This window comes from Marinobacterium ramblicola (assembly GCF_019084545.1).
In the GTDB taxonomy this organism is placed as follows: Bacteria; Pseudomonadota; Gammaproteobacteria; order Pseudomonadales; family Balneatricaceae; genus Marinobacterium_D; species Marinobacterium_D ramblicola.
Map to the genome: position 1 here is coordinate 1 of NZ_JAHREP010000017.1, position 24393 is coordinate 24393.

Annotated in this window: 18 protein-coding genes and 2 tRNA genes; 15 read left to right on the forward strand and 5 right to left on the reverse strand. The window is 57.9% G+C overall.

Annotated elements, in window-relative coordinates; all coding sequences use genetic code 11:
- Nucleotide 1 precedes the first annotated feature (1 nt).
- Nucleotides 2-77: transfer RNA gene (locus tag KQ940_RS13875), tRNA-Lys, on the forward strand.
- Nucleotides 78-227: 150 nt separating this feature from the next.
- Nucleotides 228-1271 carry a quinolinate synthase NadA gene (gene nadA, locus KQ940_RS13880; RefSeq protein WP_217414311.1) on the forward strand — a complete coding sequence of 348 codons (1044 nt, stop codon included), beginning with the start codon at nucleotides 228-230 and terminating at the stop codon, nucleotides 1269-1271.
- 72 nt (nucleotides 1272-1343) lie between these two features.
- Here nadA and KQ940_RS13885 read toward each other — a convergent pair whose 3' ends face one another.
- Nucleotides 1344-2759 carry a M48 family metalloprotease gene (locus tag KQ940_RS13885; RefSeq protein ID WP_246590064.1) on the reverse strand — a complete coding sequence of 472 codons (1416 nt, stop codon included), beginning with the start codon at nucleotides 2757-2759 and terminating at the stop codon, nucleotides 1344-1346.
- A gap of 120 nt (nucleotides 2760-2879) precedes the next feature.
- On the opposite strand from KQ940_RS13885, the gene KQ940_RS13890 reads away from it, so the two are divergent.
- On the forward strand, nucleotides 2880-3164 hold the full coding sequence (locus KQ940_RS13890; protein WP_425515640.1) for a sulfurtransferase TusA family protein: 285 nt from the start codon (nucleotides 2880-2882) through the stop codon (nucleotides 3162-3164).
- On the forward strand, nucleotides 3157-4236 hold the full coding sequence (locus KQ940_RS13895; RefSeq protein WP_217414313.1) for an AI-2E family transporter: 1080 nt from the start codon (nucleotides 3157-3159) through the stop codon (nucleotides 4234-4236). The genes KQ940_RS13890 and KQ940_RS13895 overlap by 8 nt, the downstream gene beginning before the upstream one ends.
- Nucleotides 4237-4261: 25 nt before the next feature.
- On the opposite strand, the gene bcp is transcribed toward KQ940_RS13895, so the two are convergent.
- The gene (gene bcp, locus KQ940_RS13900) at nucleotides 4262-4711 is read right to left on the reverse strand and encodes a thioredoxin-dependent thiol peroxidase (RefSeq protein ID WP_217414314.1); all 450 of its coding nucleotides are present in this window, start codon (nucleotides 4709-4711) and stop codon (nucleotides 4262-4264) included.
- 188 nt (nucleotides 4712-4899) lie between these two features.
- Here bcp and dapA point away from each other — a divergent pair, with 188 nt between their 5' ends.
- The 5 genes from dapA to KQ940_RS13925 all read left to right on the forward strand — a co-directional run bounded on the left by dapA (nucleotide 4900) and on the right by KQ940_RS13925 (nucleotide 14082).
- A complete protein-coding gene (gene dapA, locus KQ940_RS13905; RefSeq protein WP_217414402.1) occupies nucleotides 4900-5775 on the forward strand; it encodes a 4-hydroxy-tetrahydrodipicolinate synthase in 876 nt (291 codons plus the stop codon).
- Between the two features lie 11 nt (nucleotides 5776-5786).
- A complete protein-coding gene (gene bamC / locus KQ940_RS13910; protein WP_217414315.1) occupies nucleotides 5787-7187 on the forward strand; it encodes an outer membrane protein assembly factor BamC in 1401 nt (466 codons plus the stop codon).
- A 50-nt stretch (nucleotides 7188-7237) separates the two neighbouring features.
- On the forward strand, nucleotides 7238-7951 hold the full coding sequence (gene purC / locus KQ940_RS13915) for a phosphoribosylaminoimidazolesuccinocarboxamide synthase (protein ID WP_217414316.1): 714 nt from the start codon (nucleotides 7238-7240) through the stop codon (nucleotides 7949-7951).
- A gap of 240 nt (nucleotides 7952-8191) precedes the next feature.
- Nucleotides 8192-13024: an NAD-glutamate dehydrogenase gene (locus KQ940_RS13920; RefSeq protein ID WP_217414317.1), complete on the forward strand. Its 4833-nt coding sequence runs from the start codon at nucleotides 8192-8194 to the stop codon at nucleotides 13022-13024.
- Nucleotides 13025-13128: 104 nt separating this feature from the next.
- Entirely contained in the window at nucleotides 13129-14082 is a 954-nt protein-coding gene (locus KQ940_RS13925) for a 2-hydroxyacid dehydrogenase (RefSeq protein WP_217414318.1), read from the forward strand.
- 1 nt (nucleotide 14083) lies between these two features.
- On the opposite strand, the gene KQ940_RS13930 is transcribed toward KQ940_RS13925, so the two are convergent.
- The gene (locus KQ940_RS13930; protein ID WP_217414319.1) at nucleotides 14084-14725 is read right to left on the reverse strand and encodes an RluA family pseudouridine synthase; all 642 of its coding nucleotides are present in this window, start codon (nucleotides 14723-14725) and stop codon (nucleotides 14084-14086) included.
- Nucleotides 14719-16074: a 23S rRNA (uracil(1939)-C(5))-methyltransferase RlmD gene (gene rlmD, locus KQ940_RS13935; RefSeq protein ID WP_217414320.1), complete on the reverse strand. Its 1356-nt coding sequence runs from the start codon at nucleotides 16072-16074 to the stop codon at nucleotides 14719-14721. The genes KQ940_RS13930 and rlmD overlap by 7 nt, the downstream gene beginning before the upstream one ends.
- Nucleotides 16075-16213: 139 nt before the next feature.
- Here rlmD and KQ940_RS13940 point away from each other — a divergent pair, with 139 nt between their 5' ends.
- Complete coding sequence (locus KQ940_RS13940; RefSeq protein WP_217414321.1) at nucleotides 16214-17206, forward strand: glycosyl transferase family protein; 993 nt, start codon at nucleotides 16214-16216, stop codon at nucleotides 17204-17206.
- Here KQ940_RS13940 and KQ940_RS13945 read toward each other — a convergent pair.
- Nucleotides 17203-18381 (reverse strand): cation:proton antiporter domain-containing protein, encoded by a 1179-nt coding sequence (locus tag KQ940_RS13945; RefSeq protein ID WP_217414322.1) that lies wholly within the window; start codon nucleotides 18379-18381, stop codon nucleotides 17203-17205. The two genes, KQ940_RS13940 and KQ940_RS13945, sit on opposite strands and share 4 nt — an antisense overlap.
- A gap of 148 nt (nucleotides 18382-18529) precedes the next feature.
- Between KQ940_RS13945 and nfuA the strand changes: the two genes are divergently transcribed.
- From nfuA to KQ940_RS13970, 5 genes are all read left to right on the forward strand, one after another.
- The gene (gene nfuA, locus KQ940_RS13950) at nucleotides 18530-19123 is read left to right on the forward strand and encodes a Fe-S biogenesis protein NfuA (protein ID WP_217414323.1); all 594 of its coding nucleotides are present in this window, start codon (nucleotides 18530-18532) and stop codon (nucleotides 19121-19123) included.
- Nucleotides 19124-19452: 329 nt separating this feature from the next.
- A complete protein-coding gene (gene lon, locus KQ940_RS13955) occupies nucleotides 19453-21876 on the forward strand; it encodes an endopeptidase La (protein WP_246590066.1) in 2424 nt (807 codons plus the stop codon).
- 137 nt (nucleotides 21877-22013) lie between these two features.
- Complete coding sequence (locus KQ940_RS13960; RefSeq protein ID WP_036191212.1) at nucleotides 22014-22289, forward strand: HU family DNA-binding protein; 276 nt, start codon at nucleotides 22014-22016, stop codon at nucleotides 22287-22289.
- 29 nt (nucleotides 22290-22318) lie between these two features.
- A tRNA-Asp gene (locus KQ940_RS13965) sits at nucleotides 22319-22395 on the forward strand.
- A gap of 104 nt (nucleotides 22396-22499) precedes the next feature.
- Entirely contained in the window at nucleotides 22500-24377 is a 1878-nt protein-coding gene (locus tag KQ940_RS13970) for a SurA N-terminal domain-containing protein (protein ID WP_217414324.1), read from the forward strand.
- Nucleotides 24378-24393: the final 16 nt, after the last annotated feature.

Genomic DNA, 24393 nt, shown 5'->3' on the forward strand with positions numbered 1-24393 from the left:
CGGGTCGTTAGCTCAGTTGGTAGAGCAGTTGGCTTTTAACCAATTGGTCATAGGTTCAAGTCCTATACGACCCACCATTTTTTCCAGATCCCCGCCTGAATAAGGCTGCGAAAGCGATCAGTGCGGTGAATCCTTACAAGACCGGCCTGTCTAACATTTTGTTGTGATATACTTTGCGCCCTTTTCCACAGCCGCTCGGTTATTCCAGTTAAGCGAAGAACGAACCTATGCTGACCAAACCGGAACTTGATGATCGAATTCTCGTTCAGGAGCATTTTGCTCAGGAACATCTGCCCTCTGCCCTGAGCCCTGTTCAGGTGGAGGAGTACACTCAGCACATTCAGGCCCTGTTGAAGGAGAAGGATGCCTGCCTGGTTGCGCATTACTACACCGATCCAATGGTGCAGGAGTTGGCGGAGAAAACCGGAGGTCTGGTAGCCGACTCACTGGAGATGGCCCGCTTCGGCGCTCGCAGCCCCGCCAGTACGCTGATTGTGGCGGGTGTTCGCTTCATGGGTGAGACGGCCAAGATCCTGAGCCCGGAGAAACGGATCCTGATGCCAACGCTGGAAGCGACCTGCTCGTTGGATCTGGGATGTCCCATCGATGAGTTCTCCGCGTTCTGTGATGCGCATCCCGATCATGAGGTGGTGGTTTATGCCAATACTTCGGCGGCGGTGAAGGCGCGGGCGGACTGGGTGGTAACCTCCAGTATCGCCCTGCAGGTGGTTGAGCATCTGGCGGACCAGGGGAAAAAGATCATCTGGGCGCCGGACAAGCATCTGGGTGCTTACGTTCAGAAACAGACCGATGCCGAGATGCTGCTCTGGGATGGTGCTTGCATCGTGCATGAGGAGTTCAAGGCCAAGGGGCTCAAAGAGCTGAAGCAGGTCTACCCGGAAGCGGGCATTCTGGTGCATCCGGAATCGCCGGAGTCGGTAATCGAGTTGGCCGATGCCGTTGGCTCCACCTCGCAGTTGATCAAGGCGGCGCAGGAGCTGCCGCACCCGATGTTTATCGTGGCCACCGATCGCGGCATCTTTTACAAAATGCAGCAGGCCGCACCGGACAAGACCTTTATTGAGGCGCCGACGGGTGGTAGTGGCGCAACCTGCCGTAGCTGTGCCCACTGTCCGTGGATGGCGATGAACGGCCTGGACAATATCCTGCAGGCGTTGCAAACCGGGGCTGACGAGATCCATGTCGAGCCCGAACTGATCGAGCGGGCGCGGATCCCGTTGCAGCGGATGCTGGATTTCCAGGCACGCTAAGTCAGCTTTTCTACTGTTACTGTTGACAGGATCGCCAGGCCCGTAACTATGCGGGCCTGATTATTTAGCCGCTCAGGATAGATCCTCTTTCATCTGCTGGCGCAGCGCCTTGATCTCTACCTCCTTCTGGTCCAGTCGTGCCTTGTCGATATGGCTCAGATTGCGCTCTCGGCGGGCAAACTCCACCTGTCTCAGCGCCAGGTCCATCTGTCCGGTGAGCAGGTAGTACTCTATGCGCGCAAGGTGCACGGCATTGATCTGTCCGCTGAGTCCTTCGGTTTCCGCCAGCTGGTACCAAAAGTCGACATCGTTGGGGAAGTCGGTGATCAGCGCGCGAAAGGTGTCGGCCGCACGTTGATACTGCCCGGCCAGCCGTGCGGTAATCGCATAGCGGTAGCGTACCGGCATGCTGTCCGGGTATAGCGCGGCCAACTCCTCCGCGAGCGCCAATGCTTGCTGATTCTTGCCCTGAGACAGCAACAGATCGAGTTCACTCAGCTGCACATAGGGGTGTTGGCGCCATTGATCGGGCAGGGCATGCAGTGCTTCTCCGGCTTCCGCTGGTCTGTTCAGCGCTATCGCGGTAAGTAAGCGGCCGAAGTGGTTCTTCGGGGTGTTATCCTGCTTCGCGTCTGCGCTGAACTGCGCATGCAGTTGCTCAAGGTTTTGCGTGTAGTGAACGCGCAGTCGCTGGCGCACCAGGTCGTAGAGAAAGCTGGTGTGCAGGTTGTTTGGGCGTGGCAGGGTGGACGCCCGGTTCAGGGAGTCGGCAATACGCGATTCCGTCACCGGGTGGGTCAGCAGAAACTCGGGGGCGCGTTGGCCGGCGAAGCGGTAGGACTTCTGCAGGCGGGAAAACATACCGGGCATCGCGTAGGGGTCGTAGCCACTGGCGACCAGTGTCTGCATGCCGATGCGATCGGCTTCCTGTTCGTTGCGGCGGCTGAACGCCAGTTGTGCCGAGGCGGAACCGGCCAGTGTCGTGCTCAGTGCAGCTGTCCCCGCCTGGCTGTCAGCGGAGGCGACGAGAATGCTGGCGAGCAATCCTGCGAGCACCAGCGGACGATTGCGACGACTCTCCTCCAGCTGCTGCGCATAGTGGCGTTGGCTGAGATGGGCGAGTTCGTGCGCAATGACCGAGGCGGTTTCGGCCTCTGATTCGGCCGCGGTGATCAAACCGCCATTGATGCCGATTACGCCACCGGGAACTGCAAAGGCGTTAAGATTTTCGTTGTCCAGTACCACCAGCTCCAGCCGCCTGTCGGTGAGCTGGCTATTGGGGGCTATTGCCCAGAGCAGGTCATGGAGATACTGCTTGACGATGGGGTCGTTAAGCAGCTTGGCCTGTCCGCGCAGCGTTCGCACCCAGCTGCGGCCCAGGCGATACTCCTCCTCGAGGCTGATCGTGCTCGAGGTCGAGTCGGTCAGCACCGGTAGCGATGGATCGGCGCTGACAGTTTGCAACGGCAGCGCCAGAATGAGCGCCAAGGATAGCGATATCAGTGGTTTTGATGCCGATCTTTGCAGTCTGGCAGCATTATAATGGCGTCGAATCTGGTATAAAGTGCGTCGCATACAGCTCTTCATCGATCGGAGGTATTAAGTTTGGTGCAGCCAATTCCCGCTGATTCGGCGTTTACCCAGGTGCTTGATGCCAGTGGACTCAACTGTCCGTTACCGCTACTCAAGGCCAAGCAGGCGCTCAATAAGATGGCGCCGGGTGAGGTGCTGAAAGTTATCGCAACCGATGCCGGATCTGTCAGGGATTTTCGCGTCTATGTAGAGCATAGCGACCATGAAATGCTCAATTCGTTCACTGAAGGCGAACAGTACATCTATATCATAAAGCGCGGACCATCTGCTCAGGTAGGGGGCGATAAGCCGAATGCGTAAGATTCTGAACAAATGGATAGATCGCTATTTCTCCGACGAGGAAGCGCTGTTTCTGTTCCTGATCCTGGTTGCCAGCCTGGCGGTGGTGATCTTTTTGGGCGCACCGCTGGCGCCGGTATTCGCCAGCCTGATACTGGCGTTTCTGATGCAGGGGCTGGTGACCTGGCTCCAGGATCGTGGGGTGCCGCATCTACCCTCGGTGATCCTGGTGTTCCTGTTCTTCGTGGGCTTCGTGTCGGCGTTTCTGCTTTTTGTCATGCCGATCGCCTGGCGCCAGTTGGTTAACCTGTTCAACGAGCTTCCCAGGATGGTGGGACAGGTGCAGAACCTGCTGCTGTTACTGCCCGAAAAGTATCCGAATCTGGTCTCTGCGGATCAGATCAGGCAGTTGATCGGTGTGGCGGCAACCGAGCTCAGTCGCCTGGGGCAATGGGTGGTGACCTTCTCCCTGAACTCGCTGACCGGAATCGCTGCTCTGGCGATCTATCTGGTGCTGGTGCCGATCCTGGTGTTCTTCTTCCTCAAGGATGCGGACTCCATGCTCTCATCGTTCTCGGCCTTTCTGCCCGAGAAGCGGCAGATGATGACCCGTATCTGGCATGAGATGGATCTCCAGATCGCCAATTATGTGCGCGGCAAGGCGATCGAGATCTTGATCGTGGGTGGTGTTACCTGGATCACCTTCGTGCTGCTCGGTATCAACTACGCTGCGCTGCTGGCGCTGATGGTTGGGCTGTCGGTTCTGATCCCCTATATCGGCGCCGCACTGGTGACGCTGCCGATAGCGCTTATTGCGTTCTTTCAGTGGGGTTGGGGGTCGGAGTTCATGTGGCTGATGATCGCCTATGCGGTGATTCAGGCTCTCGATGGTAACGTTCTGGTGCCGCTGCTGTTTTCCGAAGCGGTCAACCTGCACCCGGTTTCGATCATCGTGTCGGTGCTGATCTTCGGCAGTCTATGGGGCTTCTGGGGGTTGTTCTTTGCCATTCCGCTGGCAACCCTGGTCAAGGCGATCCTCAATGCCTGGCCGAATGCAGCCGGCAGTTCGCAGGTCGAGCACAACCCTGGTTAAAGGGTTGTGCTCGCTTCGACAGAGGTTACTCGGATAACAGCTGCGCGGTGTGTTCTTTGGTCTTGACCTTCTTGATCACGTCGGTAATCAGACCGTTTTCGTCGATCAGGAAGGTGGTGCGTACCGTCCCCATATACTCCTTGCCGTAGTTCTTCTTCAACTGCCAGGTGCCATACAGCTCGTGGACGGTGTTGTCGGTATCGGCGATCAGTGGAAAGGGCAGCGAGTACTTGGCGATAAAGTTCTGGTGCTTCTTTTCGTTATCGGTGCTGACACCGATCACTTGGTAACCGGCGGCTTGCAGGCGATCATAGTTGTCGCGCAGGTCGCAGGCCTGGGCGGTGCATCCCGGCGTGTTGTCGCGGGGATAGAAGTAGAGCACAACCTTCTGGCCACGGAACTGGCTCAGGCTGATGGGGTCGCCATTCTGGTCTTTGGCGTTAAAATCCGGGGCTGGCTGTCCTGCTTCAAGCATGGCGATGACTCCTTGGGTGTCAGACGGTTGTGAAAAATGGCGCGACCCACTACGCTAGCGAGCGCTAATTCGTTTAAAATGCCAGCCTTTTACGATATCAAAAGCCTGTCGGATCTCAATCGGTCGTGTGGTTGTTCCTTCGGCATGGCGACAGTACCATACTCGGGCTCAAGTTGATGGAGAGAGAGATGATTCGCGGCAGTATTGTAGCGCTCGTGACCCCTATGCATGCTAACGGTGATGTCGATTGGGACGCGCTGGACAAACTGGTCGACCTCCATCTGGAGAAGGGTACGGCTGCTATCGGTGCCGTGGGGACTACGGGCGAGTCGGCCACGCTGGACTACGACGAGCACCTGGAAGTGATCAAGAGAACGGTTGAGCGTGTGGCCGGGCGAGTGCCTGTCGTGGCCGGAACCGGCGCGAACTCGACACGCGAGGCGATCGAGATGACCCGTCGCGCGAAAAGTGTCGGTGCCGATTACAGCCTTCTGGTCACCCCCTATTACAACCGTCCTACCCAGGAGGGGATGTATCAGCACTTCAAGGCGATCGCCGATGCGGTCGATATCCCGCAGATTCTGTATAACGTACCGAGCCGCACCGGCTGCGATATGAAGCCGGAAACTGTCTATCGTCTGGCCGATCACCCCAATATCGTCGGCATTAAAGAGGCGACTGGGGATCTGGTGCGTGCCCGAGAGCTGATCGACAATCTGCCGGCAGACTTCGCGGTCTACTCGGGTGACGACGCTACCGCTATCGAGCTGATTCTGCTTGGCGGCCAGGGCAATATCTCGGTAACGGCCAACGTTGCGCCGGCCGAGATGGCAGAGCTGTGCCGTCTTGGGCTTGAGGGCAAAAGCGAAGAGGCGCGGGCCCTTCAGCAGAAGTTGATGCCGCTGCATACCAAGCTGTTCGTGGAGCCTAACCCCATACCGGTTAAATGGGCGATGCACGAAATGGGGCTGATCGAGATCGGTATCCGCCTGCCGTTGACCGTGCTGGCTGAGCAGTATCATGAGGAAGTTCGTAACGCGCTGCGCGAAAGCGGCGTCATCTGACAGGCAGGGATATGAGCAAACAGGTTTCACATACTTTACTGGCCGTTGGACTCGCCGCCGCACTGAGTGGTTGTGGTGTGCTTAAGGACAACCCCCTATACGGTGAGAGCGGGCTGGTGCGTGATCGCGGGCAGGATTACGAGCGCGCCGGTGCCGGCGAGCGTTTGGCCCTGCCGCCGGGGATGCGGGCTCGACAGACCCAGGAGCAGCTGGTTGTTCCTGAAGTCGGCACCACTGCTACAGCTCTTCAGGGTGAGTTCAAGGTACCCAGGCCCGAGTTCTTTTACGTGGAGTCGGGTACCGACAAGGTTAACCTGAAACGTGAAGACGGTGAGCGAGTGCTTGTTGTCGATGAACCGATCGCCGATGTGTGGGTCAAGTTGCAGGAGTTCTGGGCCTTCAACAATATCGACCTGTCGTTGGTTGATCCCCGTCAAGGTGTCATGGAGACCGATTGGATCACGCTGGAAGGCGATAACTACGGTTTTGTCGATGGCTGGATCAAGCGGTTGACCTTCCAGGATATCGAAGGGGAGAGCCGAAACAAGCTGCGTGTCACTCTGCGTCCGGAACAGGATGACTACGAGCGCACGTCGATCCGCATGCAGCATGTGAAATATCCTCTGGAGCAGGAGGTCAGCGCTGTCGACTGGGATAACGATTCGCAGGAGATCGAATACAAGGCTGACATGATGTTCGAGATGCTGCGCTTCCTGAGCAAGTCCTCCGAACCTGATAGTCAAAGCCTGCTGGCAATGCAGAACAAGACCCATGCAGGTGCCCAGCTTGGTCGAGACTCTCGAGGCCACCCTGTGCTCCGCTTGTCGGCGCCGATCGATGAGTCTTGGGCGCAGCTGAACGAGGCGCTGGATGCAACGACTATTGATGTCGGTACGCGTGATCAGAAAGCCGGCAAGGTCTACCTGACCTATACCACCTCTACGCCGGTGGATGATACCGAGCGTATGGGCTTTTTCGAGTGGTTGCACTCGGACCGCGATGAGATCAAGTTGGATACCGGCTTCCTGGATTCGGCCCTCGGCGGTGGTGATGACGCTGACGCTGACGCCATTCAGTACAGCTCCGGTAAAGCGCCTAGCGGTGGCGATGAAGCCGATGGCAAGCTGGCGGGCTCGGATCTTGCGGATCCGAATAATCTGGCCAACCAGAAGGGCTACAAGATCTGGCTAGGCGGAAAGGTTATCTACGTATTTGGCGGGCAGGGGAGCGGAGTGTACAACTCCGAAACCAATGCCTACGAGCATACCGGGCGTTACCAGCTCAAGTTGAACCGTACCCGCAACGGTGTATTCCTGTCGGTGTTGACCGATCAGGGACTGGCTGCACCTAATCTGGTTGCGGAGGAGATCCTCTGGACCCTTAAAGACCACCTGCCGCAGGGCGATAGTTGAGCCTGACCGGCTCGTTTGATCCCTGAAGTTCAGGGTTTTTGGAGAAGTTGATGGAAAAGCGTGAAGAGCTTTACAGCGGTAAGGCTAAATCGGTTTACAGCACCGATGACCCGAATCTGATGGTACTGGAGTTTCGTAACGATACTTCGGCATTTGACGGCAAAAAGGTCGAGCAGCTTGATCGTAAGGGGATGGTGAACAACAAGTTCAACGCCTTCATCATGGAAAAGCTGGAGCAGGCAGGAATACCGACCCATTTCGTGCGTCTGCTTTCCGATACCGAAAGCCTGGTAAAACGCCTGGAGATGATTCCGGTCGAGTGTGTAGTGCGTAACGTCGCTGCCGGTTCGATCTGCCGCCGATATGGTGTGCAGGAGGGGATGGATCTGCACCCGCCGACCTTCGAGTTCTTCCTCAAGAACGACGCCCTGAGCGATCCGATGGTCAATGAGTACCATATCGAGTCTTTCGGCTGGGCGACCAAAGAGCAGGTGGCGCGTGCGAAAGAGCTGACCTTCGCGGTCAACGATGTGCTCAAGAAGCTGTTCGACGATGCAGGTATGCTGCTGGTCGATTACAAACTTGAGTTCGGCATGTGCGACGGTGAGCTGGTGCTGGGCGATGAGTTCTCTCCCGATGGCTGCCGCATCTGGGACAAGGAGACCCGTAAAAAGCTCGATAAGGATCGTTTCCGTCAAGGGCTGGGCGGTGTCATCGAGGCCTACGAAGAGGTGGGTCAGCGATTGGGAATCGATTTCGGCTGATACTCAGCCTCGCTCCTGCTTTAAAGTCTAAAAGCCCCGGCCTTGTCCGGGGCTTTTTGTTGTCTGGGGTGTATTGGCGTTATAAAAAAACTATTTAAACAATTATAAGTAAAATAATTTACTGGTAATTTGTTTGGGTATGGAATAATGGCTTATTCGGTATCATCTTTGGATCGCAAACCTCCGAGCACTGGGCTAGCCTTAGGAGGTGGAACTCTAAGCCCCGATGGAGAGAGGCAGATGTCAGAACAACGCACTGAAAAGAAAAATAAGATTCTGAACCAGCTTGCAGAGATGATCGCTGCTCGAGTCCCGGAGCACGATCTGCAACCCGTTATCGATTTCATGCAGCAGTATTACCGCGTTTCTCCGCTGGAGGAGTTGGCAGAGCGTAGCCTGGATAACCTCTATGGCGCGACCCTCTCGTGTTGGGAGCATCTTCAGCAGTGGGATGGCAGCAACCAAAAGGTGCATGTGTTTAATCCGGACCTGGAACGTCACGGTTGGCATTGCGGCCACACCGTGATTCAGATCTTGCACCGGGATATGCCGTTTCTGGTCGATTCCGTGCGCATGGAGTTGAATCGCAGAGGGCTGTCGATACATATCGTTCACAGTGGCGTTATCAGCGTCGAGCGCGAAGGGAACCGCGCGCTGGTGGCAACTGATCCGAAAAAAGGCAACCGTGAAGCACTGATCTATATAGAAGTCGACCGCCACAGTAATGTCGAAGAGTTGAAAGGCGCCGAGCAGGGCATTGCCGAGGTGCTGGAGCAGGTAAGGCTCGCGGTGGAAGATTTCGATGCCATGCGCCAGCGCATCGAAGCGCTGCGTAAAGAGGTGTCGAAACAACGGATACCGGATAAGGATACCTGTGTCGAGGCTGGAGAGTTTCTCGGCTGGATGCTGCAGAACCGGTTTACCTTTCTCGGTTATGAAGAGGTGGTATTCGATCGCAGCGGCGAGGAGATGAAGGTCGTGTATGTCGAAGACAGTGCGCTTGGCCTCTGCCGCCTGAAGAACCGGCAGGCACTTATTCCGCGCTCACAGGAGCACTGCTTTCTGCTGACACCGCAGCCGTTGATGTTTGCCAAAGACGATCAGCGTTCACGCGTTCACCGGCCGGCATACGGTGACCTTGTCGTGATCAAGAGATTCGATAAAGAGGGTAACGTTACCGGTGAGTGCCGTTTTCTGGGCCTCTACACCTCGCCGGTCTACGTTGAGCCGCCACAGAACATTCCTGTGCTGCGCCGGCGTGTGGAGTATGTGCTGGAAAAGGCCGGTTTTGCTCCAGGCGGTAACAGCGCCAAATCTCTGGCGCAGATACTGGGCGACCTGCCTCGCGATGAACTGCTGTTGTCCACCCAGACAGAGTTGTTCAACAACGCCATGGGGGTGTTCAATCTGCAGGAGCGGCGCAAAGTGCGTCTGCTGGTGCGTCGAGATGCCTGCGGCAAGTTTTACTCCATGCTCTATTACGTGCCGCGAGATATCTTCAATACCGCCCTGCGGACTCAGGTACAGGAGCTGCTGGTCAACCGGCTCGGTGCGCTCGACTCCGAGTTCACCACCTATTACAGCGAGTCGATTTTGACCCGTGTCTATTTTGTACTGCCGGTGGACCCTGACCGGGAAACCAGTTTTGATCTGAAAGAGCTTGAAGCGGAGGTGGCGGAGCTGTCACGCTCCTGGTCCGATGAGCTGCATCATGCGTTGGTCGATGCGTCCGGCGAGGAGCGGGGAAATCAGCTGGCAAACCGTTATCGTACAGCGTTCCCTTCCGCTTATCGTGAGCATTTTTCGCCGAGTAGTGCCGTCTTTGACATCGAGCATATCGAGAGGCTCGATCAGGGGCAGCGCATCAGCATGAGCTTCTACCGGCAGTTGGAACAGTCCCGTGAGTTGCTCAGATTCAAACTGTTCAACCGTGCAGAGCCGCTGGTGCTGTCGGACATAATTCCGTTACTGGAAAATCTGGGTATGCGCGTGGTCGGCGAGCATCCCTATATGGTGCGTCGTCGCGATGGCGAGAAGTTCTGGATTCATGATTTCACGCTCTACTACAACAGTTCGGAGACGGTGGAGCTGGAGGAGGTGAAGCAGATCTTCCAGGATGCTTTCTTCAATATCTGGAGTGGTCGGGCCGAGAATGACGAATTCAACCGTCTGGTCATCGGCGGTCGCCTGAACTGGCGTGAAGTGACGATGCTGCGTGCTTACGCGCGTTATAACCAGCAGATACGGTTTGGCTTCAGTCAGCCCTATATCGCGGATACGTTGTCGCGACATCTCTATATTACGCGCCTGTTAGTGGCGTTGTTCCGTGCCCGCTTCGAGCCGGAGCGTCAGGGGAGCTCCAAGGTTCAGGCGCTGGCCGAGCGCATCGCCGGCAGTATCATCGATGCGCTGGACAAGGTTGATAATCTCAACGACGACAAGATCCTGCGCCGGTACCTGGAGCTGATTAAGGCAACACTGAGAACCAACTATTTCCAGTCGGCAGCCGATGGCGAAGCAAAGGATTATTTTGTCTTCAAACTCAATCCGCATGAGATCGCCGATATGCCGCTGCCAAGGCCGATGTTCGAGATCTTCGTGTACTCGGCCAGGGTGGAGGGTGTCCACCTCCGGGGTGGTAAGGTTGCACGTGGCGGCCTGCGCTGGTCGGATCGTCGCGAGGATTATCGCACCGAGGTCTTGGGCCTGGTTAAGGCACAACAGGTGAAGAACGCGGTGATCGTGCCGGTCGGCGCCAAGGGGGGATTTGTCGCCAAACAGTTACCCGCCAATGGCAGTCGTGAGGAGGTGCTGGAGGAGGGGATCAACTGCTATAAAACCTTCATCCGCGGCCTGCTCGATGTGACCGACAACTATGTCGAAGGCGCCGTGGTGCCGCCGGCTGAGCTGGTACGTCACGATGAAGATGATCCCTACCTGGTTGTCGCGGCGGACAAAGGCACGGCAACCTTTTCCGATATCGCCAACTCAATCGCCGACGAGTTCGGCTTTTGGCTCGGGGATGCGTTTGCCTCAGGCGGCTCTCAGGGCTACGACCACAAGAAGATGGGGATTACGGCGCGTGGTGCCTGGGAATCGGTCAAGTTGCATTTCCGTGAACTGGGCATCGATACGCAGACTCAGCCGTTTACGGTGGTGGGTATCGGTGACATGGCCGGCGACGTATTCGGTAACGGCATGCTGATGTCGGAGCATATCGAGCTGGTCGCGGCATTTAACCATCTGCACATTTTCATCGATCCGCAGCCGGATGCCGCGGCCAGTTTTACCGAACGCAAGCGCATGTTCGAGCTACCGCGCTCCAGCTGGGCCGACTACGACGAATCGCTGATCTCGGCTGGTGGCGGTGTCTTTTCTCGTGCAGCAAAGTGGATCGAGATCACGCCGCAGATGAAGGCGCGTTTCGACATAGAGGCGGATCGACTGGCGCCGAGTGACCTGATTTCGGCGCTGCTCCGCTCGCGCGTCGATCTGATCTGGAACGGTGGTATTGGCACCTACGTGAAAGCAAGTTTCGAATCCCACGCCGATGTGGGTGACAAGGCAAACGACAGCCTGCGCATCGATGGCAGGGATCTGCGCTGCCGCGTGTTGGGCGAGGGGGGCAACCTGGGCTTCACCCAGCTCGGACGGATCGAGTTTTCGCTCAATGGCGGTGCCTGTAACACCGACTTTATCGACAATGCCGGTGGTGTCGACTGCTCGGACCATGAGGTCAACATCAAGATCCTGCTTAATGAAGTGGTGGAGAACGGTGACCTGACCGTCAAGCAGCGCAATAACTTCCTGCGCGATATGACCGATGAAGTGGCGCGGCTGGTACTGCAGAACAACTACAGTCAGACACTGGCTATCAGTCTCGCTCAGGATAATGTGCGTCGCGCCGTGGACGATTACCGACGTCTGATCAATGAGCTCGAAAGTAGCGGTCGATTGGTGCGCACACTGGAGTTCATTCCCGCCGATGACGCCATCGTCGAGCGCAGGGAGCGCGGGGGATCGCTGACTCGGCCAGAACTGTCGGTACTGATCTCCTATGTCAAAGCTGAGCTCAAAGAGGTGCTGACCGGTAGCTGGCTCTCTGACAACCCCTATATCGCACGTGAGATACTGGGTGCGTTTCCCCAGGCGCTGGTCGATCGTTATAACGAGCAGGTCGACCGTCACAGACTGCGTGCCGAGATACTGGCGACCCAGGTGGCCAACGGCATGATCAACCGTATGGGGATCACCTTCCCGCTGAGAATGCAGCAGGCAACAGGACGGGATATCGCCGATATCGCCGCGTCTTACATCGCTGCCCGCGATATCTTCGGTATGGATCGACTCTGGGGGCGGATGGAGCAGCTCGACAATCGGGTACCCGCGAAGATGCTTCAGGGGATGATGGCGGACCTGCAGCGCCTGGTACGCAGGGCCGCGAACTGGATACTGAACACCTATCGACAGCAGCTCGACCCTGCTCAGCTGGTCGACCAGTTCCGCCCCGGTGTGGAAAGCATGTCGATGACCCTGGCCGAGCGCCTGACCGGCGAGCCGCTGGCCGCCTGGCAGGCACGCTATGACGAGCTGGAACAGGAGGGCGTGCCGCCGGAGCTGGCCGTACAGGCCGCCTCCTTCGACAGTCTCTATACGCTGCTCGGCATTATCGCCACCGAACAGCAAACCGGCGAGCCGCTTGCACGAGTGGCGGATGTCTACTTCATGCTCGGCGATCGCCTGGATCTCTATCGTGTCGATCGCCAGATCAAGGCGATGAAGCAGGACAGCCACTGGAAGTCACTTGCCCGCGACGGGTTCCGCGAAGAGCTGAATACTCAGCAGCGCGCGATTACACACTCGGTGTTGACCCGCTCTTGCGGCGATGAGGTGGCGGAAGGGGAGGAGGTCTTGCCCAGCCAGATCTGCGTCGAGCGTTGGCTTGCTGCCAACGAAGTGCTGTTGGCACGATGGAACCAGGTGCTGTCCGACCTCGGTGCCGTCAGTGAGCCGGACAGTGCCGTATTCGCCGTCGCAATCCGCGAATTGGTGGAGTTGGCGCACGGCAGCTGAAGTCGGCACGGTTGTTAACCGAGCGAAGTCGTGTAGGATCGACTGATTCGCTAGCGTACAGGGGGAGGGTTGATGCCTCCCCCTTCGGTTGTTGGAGTAAGTAGATGCGCGCTGTATTTCTCGATACCGAGAGCCTGGACGATCTGGATCTGAGCCTGATCCGTAACTGCGTTGACGAACTTGTCTGTTACTCGGGTACCCTGCCTGAGCTGGTGGCCGAGCGTATCGCGGGGTTCGAGCTGGTGATCGTCAATAAGGTGCCGTTGAGTGCCGATCTGATCAGTGGTTCTGCTGAACTGAAGTTGATCTGTGTGGTGGCGACCGGCGTCAACAATGTGGATCTGGCTGCGGCCAGTGCTCGCCACATACCGGTTTGTAACGCCCAGGGCTACGGTGTGACCTCAGTGGCACAGCATGTGCTGACTCAAATGTTGGCGCTGCATACTCATCTGCTCGATTACGATCGGGCTGTACGTGAAGGGAAATGGGGGCAGGCGACTCAGTTTTGTCTGCTCGATTACCCGATCCTGGAGCTGGCAGGGCGCACGCTCGGCATTGTCGGCTACGGTGCCCTGGGGCAGGCGGTGGCACGTTTGGCCGAGGCGCTGGGGATGAACGTAATCGTATCGGCGCGACCGGGTAGCGACCAGGTGCCGGCGGGACGTGTCGCGTTTACCCATCTGCTGGAGCAGGCCGACGTGATCAGCCTGCACTGTCCGTTGAGCGAAGAGACCCGCGACCTGATCGATGCCGATGCGTTGTTGAAGATGAAACCGGGGGCGTTTTTGATCAATGCGGCCCGTGGCGGTATCGTCAACGAAACGGCGTTGGCAGAGGCGTTGCGCTCAGGCCATCTGGGCGGTGCCGCGGTCGATGTGTTGACCGAGGAGCCGCCGCGCAACGGTAATGTGTTGTTGGCCGATGATATCCCCAACCTGATCCTGACACCGCACTGCGCCTGGGGCAGTGTACGTGCGCGCAGCCGCATTATCGAGCAGACGCGGGAGAATATTCTCGCGTTCAAAGCCGGGCGTTACGAGCGCTGTGTGAATCTCTGATTCAGAACGGGCAGGGGGCACTGAACTCCAGCCACTGCCCGCTGCTCGGTTGCGTCAGCGCGAGCCGCTCGGCATGCAGTAAAAGTCGGGGGCTGAGTTCGCGGATCGGTTCGGGGGCGTAGAACGGATCGCCGATGATCGGGTGACCGATCGCCATCATATGAACCCGAAGCTGATGAGAACGGCCGGTGACGGGATAGAGCAGTATGCGACTGCCCAGCCTGGTGGTTTCCACCTGCTGCCAGCGGGTCAGCGCGGGTTTGCCCTGCTCATGATCGACGATCTGCATGGGGCGGCGCTCCCAATCACAGCGCAGCGGCAGGTCGATTTCGCCCGCCTGCTGTTCCGGCTGACCGCTGATGATCGCCTGATAGCGTTTGTCGGTTTCTCGCTCCTGAAACTGAATGCTCAGAGCGCGGTGGGACGCCGCGCTCAGCGCCAGAACCATCAGCCCCGAGGTGGCGTAATCCAGCCGGTGCACGATGCGGGCGGTAGGGTGGGTGCGTTGCACGCGACGCCAGAGACAGTCCTGCTTGTCAGCCCCCCGGCCGGGTACTGAGAGCAGCCCTGCGGGTTTGCTGACGACGACGATATCCTGATCCTCGTAGATCAGCTCGGGGGCTGGCGTATCGGTACTCAGCATTCGAACAGCGCCATCGACTCGACATGGGCGGTATGCGGGAACATATCCATCACCGCGAAGCGGGTCATGCGATAACCCGATTCGATCAGCAGCTGAGCATCCCGCACCAGCGATGCCGGGTTGCAGGCGATATAGAGCACCGCTCGGGCGCCATACTGGCGTAGCTGGCGCACACACTCCTCGGCACCGGCTCGCGGTGGATCGAGCACGATCAGATCGAACCCCTTGAGACTGGCCTGTTGGTACCAGGAGGTATCGCGGATGTCCCGGCTCAGATCGCTCTTGAATACGCTGATATTCTCCAGACCGTTGCGCTCGGCATTATCGCGGGTTCGTGCCACCATCTCGGCAGACCCCTCGACGCCGATCACCTCGCCAGCATGCTGTGCCAGCGGCAGGGTGAAGTTACCCAGGCCGCAAAACAGGTCGAGCGCACGTTCGCCGGCGCTGGGGGCGAGCCACTGCAGGGCGCGTATCACCATCTGGCGGTTGATCTCGGCGTTCACCTGCAGAAAATCGCCTGGAGCAAAGCGCAGCTCCGGCCCTGTTTCGAATGGTCTATAACTGGGATCGGGTACGTCGGTGGCGATCGCCTGTAACTGGTTGTCGTTGCCCAGTAGATAGAGTTGGAATCCCTGCTGGTCGCAGAGCTGCTGCAGCGCCGATATGGACTCATCGGTGAGCCGGCGGGTGTGCCTCAGGGTGAGCGAACCCGATTGGTCTCCGCAGCTGATATCGAGGTGGGTGATATGCTTGATATTCCCGGCATCCCTGAGCAGGGGGCGAAGCTCGATCAGCAGTCTGTTGATTCTGGGCTCCAGCACCGGGCAGCTGTCGATATCGATCAGCTTGTTGCTGCCCTGGCGACGGAAGCCGATCAGTGCTTCGCCATCGCTGCGCTGGTTTACACCGATGCGGGCGCTGCGCCTGTAACCGAGATCGGCGGAGTGCAGTGCAGGTTCGACAACCTCGGGTGTTATGTTGGCAAAGCGCTGCAACTGATCCAGGACCAACCGCTCCTTGTACTGGATCTGGGCGTCCGGTTTCAGGTGTTGTAGCTGGCATCCGCCGCAGCGGCCGTAATAGACGCAGGGGGGCGATTGGCGCTCACTGCTGGCCTCCAGTACCTCCAGGGTCTCCGCTTCATCGAAACGCTTGTGCCGGTTCGTTATCCGCGCTCGTACGCGCTCGCCGGGCAGGGCGCCACTGATGAACAGCGTCTTGCCATCCTGGCGGGCAACGCCGCGCCCCTCCAGACTGAGGCTGTGGACGTCGGCATCAAGCTGAGTGGGGGTGGTGTCGGCACTCTGGCGTGTCGGACCGCCGAAGCGAATACGTTTGCGGCTCATCGAAGGAATCCCGGAAAAGAGCTGGGCATTTTAAAGTTTGGAGTCCGCTGTTGTCACCTGCTGACCGCCCATGGCTCTGATGTAGAATAGGCGAAACAGGTCCACCCCGGACCACAGGTTTTGATGGAGGCGCAGCCGTATGGCGCAGGAACACCCGTTTGCACAGTATGTTCGTATCCTTGGCAAGGGGAAAAAAGGTAGCCGGTCGCTGACGCGCGAGGAGGCACGGGATGCGATGGGGATGATTCTCGATCAACAGATCCGGCCCGAGCAGTTGGGGGCGTTCCTGATGCTGCTGCGAGTCAAAGAGGAGGCGCCGGAGGAGCTGGCCGGCTTCGCCGATGCGGTGCGAGCGCGCTACCAGCCGCCGCAAGGTATTCAGGCGGCAATAGATTGGGCCACCTACGCCGGCAAGAAGCGCCACCTGCCCTGGTTCATGTTGACCGCACTGCTGCTGGCCGAGCAGGGAACGCCCGTGTTCATGCACGGTGCCCGAGGCCATACTGCCGGACGTCTGTACAGTGAGGATATGTTGAGCCTGTTCGGTATCGAGCCCTGCCGGGATTGGACGGCGGTCGATGGTGCGCTCAATGACAGTGGCTTCGCCTTTATGTCGATCGATCGACTCTGTCCGCCCCTGGGCGAGATCATTCAGTTGCGCAGCATCCTGGGGCTGCGCTCTCCGGTACACACCCTCTGTCGTATGCTGAACCCGCTGGATGCCGAGGTGACCATTGACGGAGTTTTCCACCCGCCCTATGCGCCGATGCATCAGCAAACCGCGCTGCTGCTCGGCACACAGCAGGCGGTGACGGTGCGGGGTGACGGCGGCGAGGCGGAAGTGAAGCCGGATAGCGACTGCGAGCTGCACTGGATATTGAACGGCGAGTTGAGTACCGGCGTCTGGCCGCGGCTCTATCCCCAGCGTCTGGTCAAGGACGAACAGCTCGATCCCGAGGATCTGCTGCGCCTGTGGCGGGGCGAGATTGACCACCCCTACGGTGAAGGCGCGGTCATCTCGACGCTGGCTATGGTGTTGCGACTGCTGGAGCCGGATCAGCCGGTCGATACCGACCGGCTGATCGAGCAGGCACGCGAGCGCTGGGCGCGTCGCGACCGCCGCCGTTTCTAGTCTCGGCGTAGTCGGTCCGATACGGCGATCGGGGAGGGGTAGCGGAAGATCACCACATAGGTTGAAAGCAGGAAGCTGAGTATCGCCGTGGCCTGGATTACATGGGATGCCTCGGTTCCGATCAGGCCACCGGCAAACGCCAGATAGGCGATCAGTAGAGAGAATTCGCTGATCTGGCCAAGCCGGAAGCCGATCTCCCAGCCGGTGTCGGCCGACTCACTGATCCCCTGCAGCAGGTAGCGGAACACCACCGGCTTGAGTGCCAGTACGGCGGCGGTCAGGGCAAGCGCCGGCAACAGAATGTCATCGATCAGGGTCAGGTTGAAGCTGGCGCCAACCGAGAAGAAAAACAGGATCAGGAAAAAATCCCGCAGTGGCTTCAGGCTGGTGGCGATGTACTGGGAGATCGGGCTGGTGGCCAAGGCCACACCGGCAATGAAAGCGCCCATTTCCGCCGAAAGCCCGACATATACCGCCGCCTCGGCGAGCCCCAGACACCAGCCGATGGCGGCGAGAAAGATGTACTCATGAAAACGGTCGAAGCGTTGCAGTAACGGGAGCAGCACCCAGCGTACGAAGCCCCAGGCGAACAGCGCAAGAAGCGGCAGAGCCAGCATCGAGCGGGCAAAGCTCATGCCAGTACCCATCTCTGAGCCCGCTTCACCGCCGCTGTTGAGCAGTAGCAGTACCAGTATGGCGACCACGTCCTGCAGCAGCAACAGGCCAACGACCAGCTCACCGGTATGGCGGTGATGCAGGACGGTGGTCGGTAGCAGCTTGATGCCGATAATGGTGCTGGAGAACATCAACGCTGCGCCGATGACCAGCGCCTCCAGCTGGCTGAAGCCGAACAGAACGCCGACACCATAGCCCAATCCCATGAACGCGATCGAGCTGGCCACTGCAACCAGCGTGGCCTTGCGCAGCATATGCAACAGATGCGCCGGCTGCATGTCGAGGCCGAGCAGAAACAGCAGGAAGATAATGCCGACGTGTGCGATGTCGGACAGCAGGTTGGTATCGGTGACCGCCTTGATGCCCCAGGGACCGAGTGCGGCACCGAGAACCACATAAGCGACCAGCAGCGGTTGTCGTGTATAGAGTGCGATGGAGGCGAGAATCGCAGCACCACTGAAAATCAGGAAAAAAGAAAAGACAACCGAATGTTCCACCATGCTCAGTCTCCTTACGGCAGGAGGGTCAGTCTATCAGAGACAGGAGTCAGGCTGCAGCCGTTGTTACAATACCTTATCAATTTACTCGGGTTTGATAAGCGTGTATGCTGTTGGCTGTTCGAAATGTACTGATAGGTTTTTGTGAACTATGGATATCAACGTTACTCAAGGCGCTGAAGCATACCTGGCTGAACTGCTGGCCAAGCAGGAGGTTGAGGGGATCGCAGTGCGGCTGTTCGTAACCCAGCCCGGTACGCCCTATGCCGAAACCTGTCTGGCGTATTGCCGCCCCGATGAGGTCAATCCGGAAGACGAGATCATGGATATGGAGCTGCTGCGCTTCTATATCGAGCGCACCAGCATGCCGTATCTGGAGGAGGCGACCATCGATTTTGCCCAGGATCGGATGGGCGGTCAGCTGACGATCAAGGCACCGAACGCCAAGATGCCGAAGGTGTCGGCCGATAGCCCGATCGATGAACAGATCAACTATATCCTCTACTCCGACATCAACCCTGGTCTCGCGTCCCATGGCGGTGAGGTGAAGTTGGTTGAGCTGGTTGACGGGGAAGCGGGCAAGATTGCCGTATTGAAGTTCGGCGGCGGTTGTCAGGGTTGCAGCGCCGTCGATCTGACGCTCAAGGATGGTGTGGAGCGAACTCTGCTTGAGCGTGTGCCGGGTCTCGCCGGCGTACGTGATGTGACCGATCACACGGAAACCGCAAACGCCTACTACAAGTAATACGATCACCGATGGGCGGAATCCCGGTTCCGCCTGCTGCCGATTCCGCCTGCCCGGTAACGGGCTCTGGTCCAGGCACGGCGCCTTGCCGATAGACCCCCTTCGACGCTGGATGAATTTCTTTCCTGCAAGACTGTTTATCCGGGTTTTGAGGTTTGTGAGCCTTCAACATAGCTGTTATAACTTCAATTAAGTCCCACTCTCTCCCGCCGAACGACGCAAATTGGACCAGACCGGTTGCAATATACCAATCGGCCCCCATAGATGGACCAAATCCAGATTTTTTTGCATTGGCCCCAAGGCTGGTGCACTGCAAAGAGGCACTCATCATGGATCAATATGAAGCAAACGAAGCGATGACCGTAGAGCTTCCGGTATTGCCACTGCGCGATGTGGTGGTGTACCCGAACATGGTCATCCCGCTCTTTGTCGGTAGGGAAAAGTCGATACAGGCGCTGGAGCTGGCGATGGAGAGCGATAAGCAGATCCTGCTGGTGGCTCAGCGCAGCGCGTCCGAGGATGAGCCCTCTTTCGATGACCTGTTCAAGACAGGAACGGTCGCCACGGTACTGCAGATGCTCAAGCTGCCCGACGGCACGGTCAAAGTGCTGGTCGAGGGGGACGATCGCGCACGTGTCGTCGAAATGCTGGATCAGCAGGATCACTACTCTGCAACCGTAGAGGTGCTGCATACCGACAACATCGGCGAAACCGAAACCGACGTTTACAAGCGCACAGCACTGGATCAGTTCGAGCGTTACATCCAGGTCAACAAAAAGATCCCGTCCGAGGTGCTCTCGTCGCTGCAGAATATCGATGACGTAAGCCGTCTGGCCGATACCATCGCGGCGCACATGGCGCTGAAACTGGACGAGAAGCAAAATCTGCTGGAGATGCTCAGCGCCCGTCAGCGCCTGGAACATCTGATGTCGCTGATGGAGGCGGAGATCGACCTGGTCGAGGTCGAGAAACGGATCCGCGGCCGCGTCAAGAAACAGATGGAGAAGAGCCAGCGCGAGTACTATCTGAACGAACAGATGAAGGCGATTCAGAAAGAGCTGGGCGATATGGATGAGTCCGGCGGCAGCGACCTGGACGAGCTTCAGCGCAAGATCGAGGCCGCCGGCATGCCGAAAGAGGCCCTGGACAAGTCGCTGGCCGAGTTCAACAAGCTGAAGATGATGTCGCCGATGAGCGCCGAGGCGACGGTTGTACGCGGTTACATCGACTGGATGCTGCAGATACCCTGGACCAAGAAAACCAAGGTCCGTATGGATATGAAGCGGGCAGAGAAGATCCTCAACGAAGATCACTACGGTCTGGAAGAGGTCAAACAGCGCATCATCGAATACCTGGCGGTGCAGAAACGCGTCAAAAAGCTGCGTGGGCCGATTCTTTGCCTGGTTGGGCCTCCGGGTGTGGGTAAGACCTCGCTCGGCCGCTCCATCGCCCGTGCGACCAACCGCAAGTACGTGCGCATGGCGCTCGGTGGTGTGCGTGACGAAGCCGAGATCCGCGGTCATCGCCGGACCTATATCGGCTCTATGCCGGGCAAGCTGATCCAGAAGATGTCCAAGATCGGGGTCAAGAACCCGCTGTTCCTGCTCGACGAGATCGACAAGATGGGTATGGATCATCGCGGTGATCCGGCATCCGCGCTATTGGAAGTGCTCGATCCGGAACAGAACAGCACCTTCAACGACCATTATCTGGAGGTTGATTACGATCTGTCCGACGTGCTGTTTGTCTGCACCTCCAATTCGATGAACATCCCGGGTCCGCTGTTGGACCGTATGGAGATCATCCGTATCCCCGGTTATACCGAGGATGAAAAACTCAATATCGCCCGTAAATACCTGATTCCGAAGCAGGTCAAGCAGAATGGTCTGCGTGCGAAAGAGCTTGAGATCGACGACTCTGCTGTGATCGGCATGATCCGTTACTACACGCGTGAAGCGGGTGTTCGCGGTCTCGAACGGGAGATTGCCAAGGTCTGCCGCAAGGTGATCAAGGAGATCACGCTGGGCGGTGAGGCGAAGAGCCAGGTCGTGACCGGCGATGATCTCGAACACTACTGTGGCGTGCGCAAGTACAACTACGGTATGGCCGAAGAGCAGGATCTGGTCGGCCATGTTACCGGCCTGGCTTGGACTCAAGTCGGCGGGGATATCCTCACCATCGAGGCGGCTGTGGTACCGGGTAAAGGCAGGTTGACCCATACCGGCTCTCTCGGTGATGTGATGAAGGAGTCGATCCAGGCGGCAATGACAGTGGTCAGAAGCCGGGCTCGTACCCTGGGGATACGTTCGGACTTCCATGAAAAGCATGATCTGCATATCCATGTGCCGGAAGGGGCAACACCGAAAGATGGCCCCAGTGCCGGTATCGGCATGTGCACGGCACTGGTTTCTGCGTTGACTCAGATCCCGGTACGTTCAGAGGTCGCAATGACCGGTGAGATCACCTTGCGTGGCCAGGTTCTGCCTATCGGCGGACTCAAAGAAAAGCTGCTGGCAGCACACAGGGGTGGCATAAAAACCGTGATAATCCCTGACGAAAATCAACGCGATCTTAAGGAGATTCCGGACAATATCAAAGCTGATCTCGACATAAAGCCGGTCAAATGGATCGACGAAGTGCTCGACATTGCACTCTCCTTTCAGCCCAAACCTTTGACCGATGAGGAGGATAAAGTGGTTGCGGGGGAGCCCAAGAACGGCAAGAATGAGTCCGGCCAATTGAGCACTCATTAGCCGCAGGCCGCGGAATAAAAGGGCTGCGGCCAGTTGACACCTGTTTTGGGCAGTTGGTATAAAGTGCCTGACTACAAGCTGGGTAAGACTTTAAGTTATAGCAAAATAACGACTCGATACATTAAAAGGGGAACAATGTGAACAAGTCTGAACTGATCGACGCAATTGCCGATTCAGCCGATATTCCTAAGGCCGCTGCCGGTCGTGCACTGGATGCTGCACTGGAAGCTGTAACCGGTGCACTGCAGAAAGGTGAATCCGTTGCACTGGTAGGTTTCGGTACCTTCTCTGTGAAAGAGCGTGCTGCACGCACTGGCCGCAACCCGCAGACCGGTAATCCGATCGAAATCGCGGCGGCTACTCTGCCGACTTTCAAGCCGGGTAAGGCTCTGAAGGACGCTGTTAACAAGTAACAGTCCGTTCCGTTTACTGATCAGGTTCGGGAGCGGTAGTTCAGCTGGTTAGAATACCTGCCTGTCACGCAGGGGGTCGCGGGTTCGAGCCCCGTCCGTTCCGCCAGATAGAAAAAAGCGCATTCAGCCCGAATGCGCTTTTTTGTTGAACCTGTTCCGGGTATTTTGATCAATTCAGGGCAACAGACCAAAACAGGGTTATTGCAAACAATGCTTCAAACCATCAGGGAAAACTCGCAGGGCATAATCGCTAAGGTGATCGTGGGCCTGATCGTGCTGACATTCGCGCTTTGGGGCGTTGAATCGCTGGTTAGTCTTACCAACAAGGAGCCGGCACCGGCTGAGGTCAACGGAGAAGATATCACCAAGCAGGAGCTGTTCCAGGGTATGGAACTGCAGCGCCGTCAGCTGTTGGCCCAGATGGGGGAGAACGCGGATCCTTCGGCCATTGACGAAAACATGCTGCGGCAAATGGTCATCGAGGGGCTGATTTCGCGCAGGGTGATGCTGCAATCGGCAAAAGATATGGGCTTCCATCTGTCGGATCAGATGGTCGATCAGATTATCGTGTCGACACCTCAGTTCCAGGTCGATGGCAAGTTCGACCGTGATCAATACGAGGCTGTACTGCGCAGCGCCGGCTTTACGCCGCTGATGTACCGCGATCTGATCCGCAAGGAAAAGTTGATTCAGCAGGCCCAGGCAGGCTACATGCTGTCAGAATTTACCACCAGTGAGGAGCTTGAGCGCCTTATCTCACTGGATCGCCAGGTGCGTGATCTGGCCTATGTGACATTGGAAGCCGATTCCGCCGCGATCGATATCGATGAGCAGGAGCTACAGGCCGCATACGATAAACAAGCGTCAGCGCTGGTCACCGAAGAGCAGGTGGCGGTTGATTATGTTCTGCTGGACCGGGTTGCACTGGCGAAGCCTGACGAAGTGAGCGAGTCCGAGATCAAGGCCGCCTACCAGCAGATGATCGCTGGCTTCAAGTCGGAAGAGCAGCGCTCCGCGCGTCACATTCTGATCGATATCAACAGCGAGCGCGATGCTGATGCCGCACTGGCTCGCGCGCAGGAGCTGCGCCAGGAGATCGAGGGCGGAGCCGATTTCGCGGAGCTCGCCAAGAGTGAATCGGCGGATCTCGGCTCGGCACAAGAGGGTGGTGACCTGGGGTTCAATGCGCGTGGGGTCTTTGTCGAGCCGTTCGAAGAGGCGCTGTTTCAGCTCAAGCCGGGTGAAGTGTCTGAGCCGGTGCGTACGGAGTTCGGTTATCACCTGATCAAGCTTGACTCGATCAAGGCGACCGAAGCGCCGACGCTGGCTGAAGCGGAAAACGATCTGCGTGATCAGGTCGCGCAGGACAAGGCTGAGCTGGATTATGTTGCAGCGCTTGAGCGTCTGTCGGATCTGGCGTTCTCCTCAAACGACCTTAAAGCGGTGTCCGAGGAGCTTGGCTTGAAGATCCGTTCGAGCGGGCTGTTCTCGCGTGCGGGCGGTTCCGATCTGGTCAGCAGCTCACAGAAGGCGATTGAGGCAGCGTTCAGCGATCAGGTATTGAACGATCAACTCAACAGCGACCCTATCGAGCTGGATTCCGGCCGCACGCTGGTACTTCACCTGCGTGAACACAAGGAGCCAAGGCAGTTGAGCTTCGACGAGGTGCGCGATCGTATCGAGTCTGAGGCGCGTGCGGAAAAGGCTGCCGCACAACTGGCCGAGCAGGCGGATAGCTGGTTGGCAGCGCTGCGTGAGGGTAAACAGCTTGCGGACCTGGACGCCGATAAGGCGTGGCAGGAGGCCGTGGCCGTCGATCGTGGCGATCAGTCTGTACCGGCAGCGGTGCTGCGTGAAGCCTTCGCCATGCCGCGTCCTGAGGGCGAGACGCCACGCTACTCCAGTGTTGCTCTGGGTGATGGGTCCCGTGTGATCGTCGCGCTGAAAGGCGTTACGGACGGCTCAACGGAGCTGAGCGATGAAGAGCGCAAGGCGTTGTCGACGATGATTGCGAACCAGCGCGGTCAGCAGATCTATCAGATGCATGCTGAAGAGCTGCGTCAGCGTGCGGAAGTCGAGATCAACTGATTCTCAGGTCGATTGT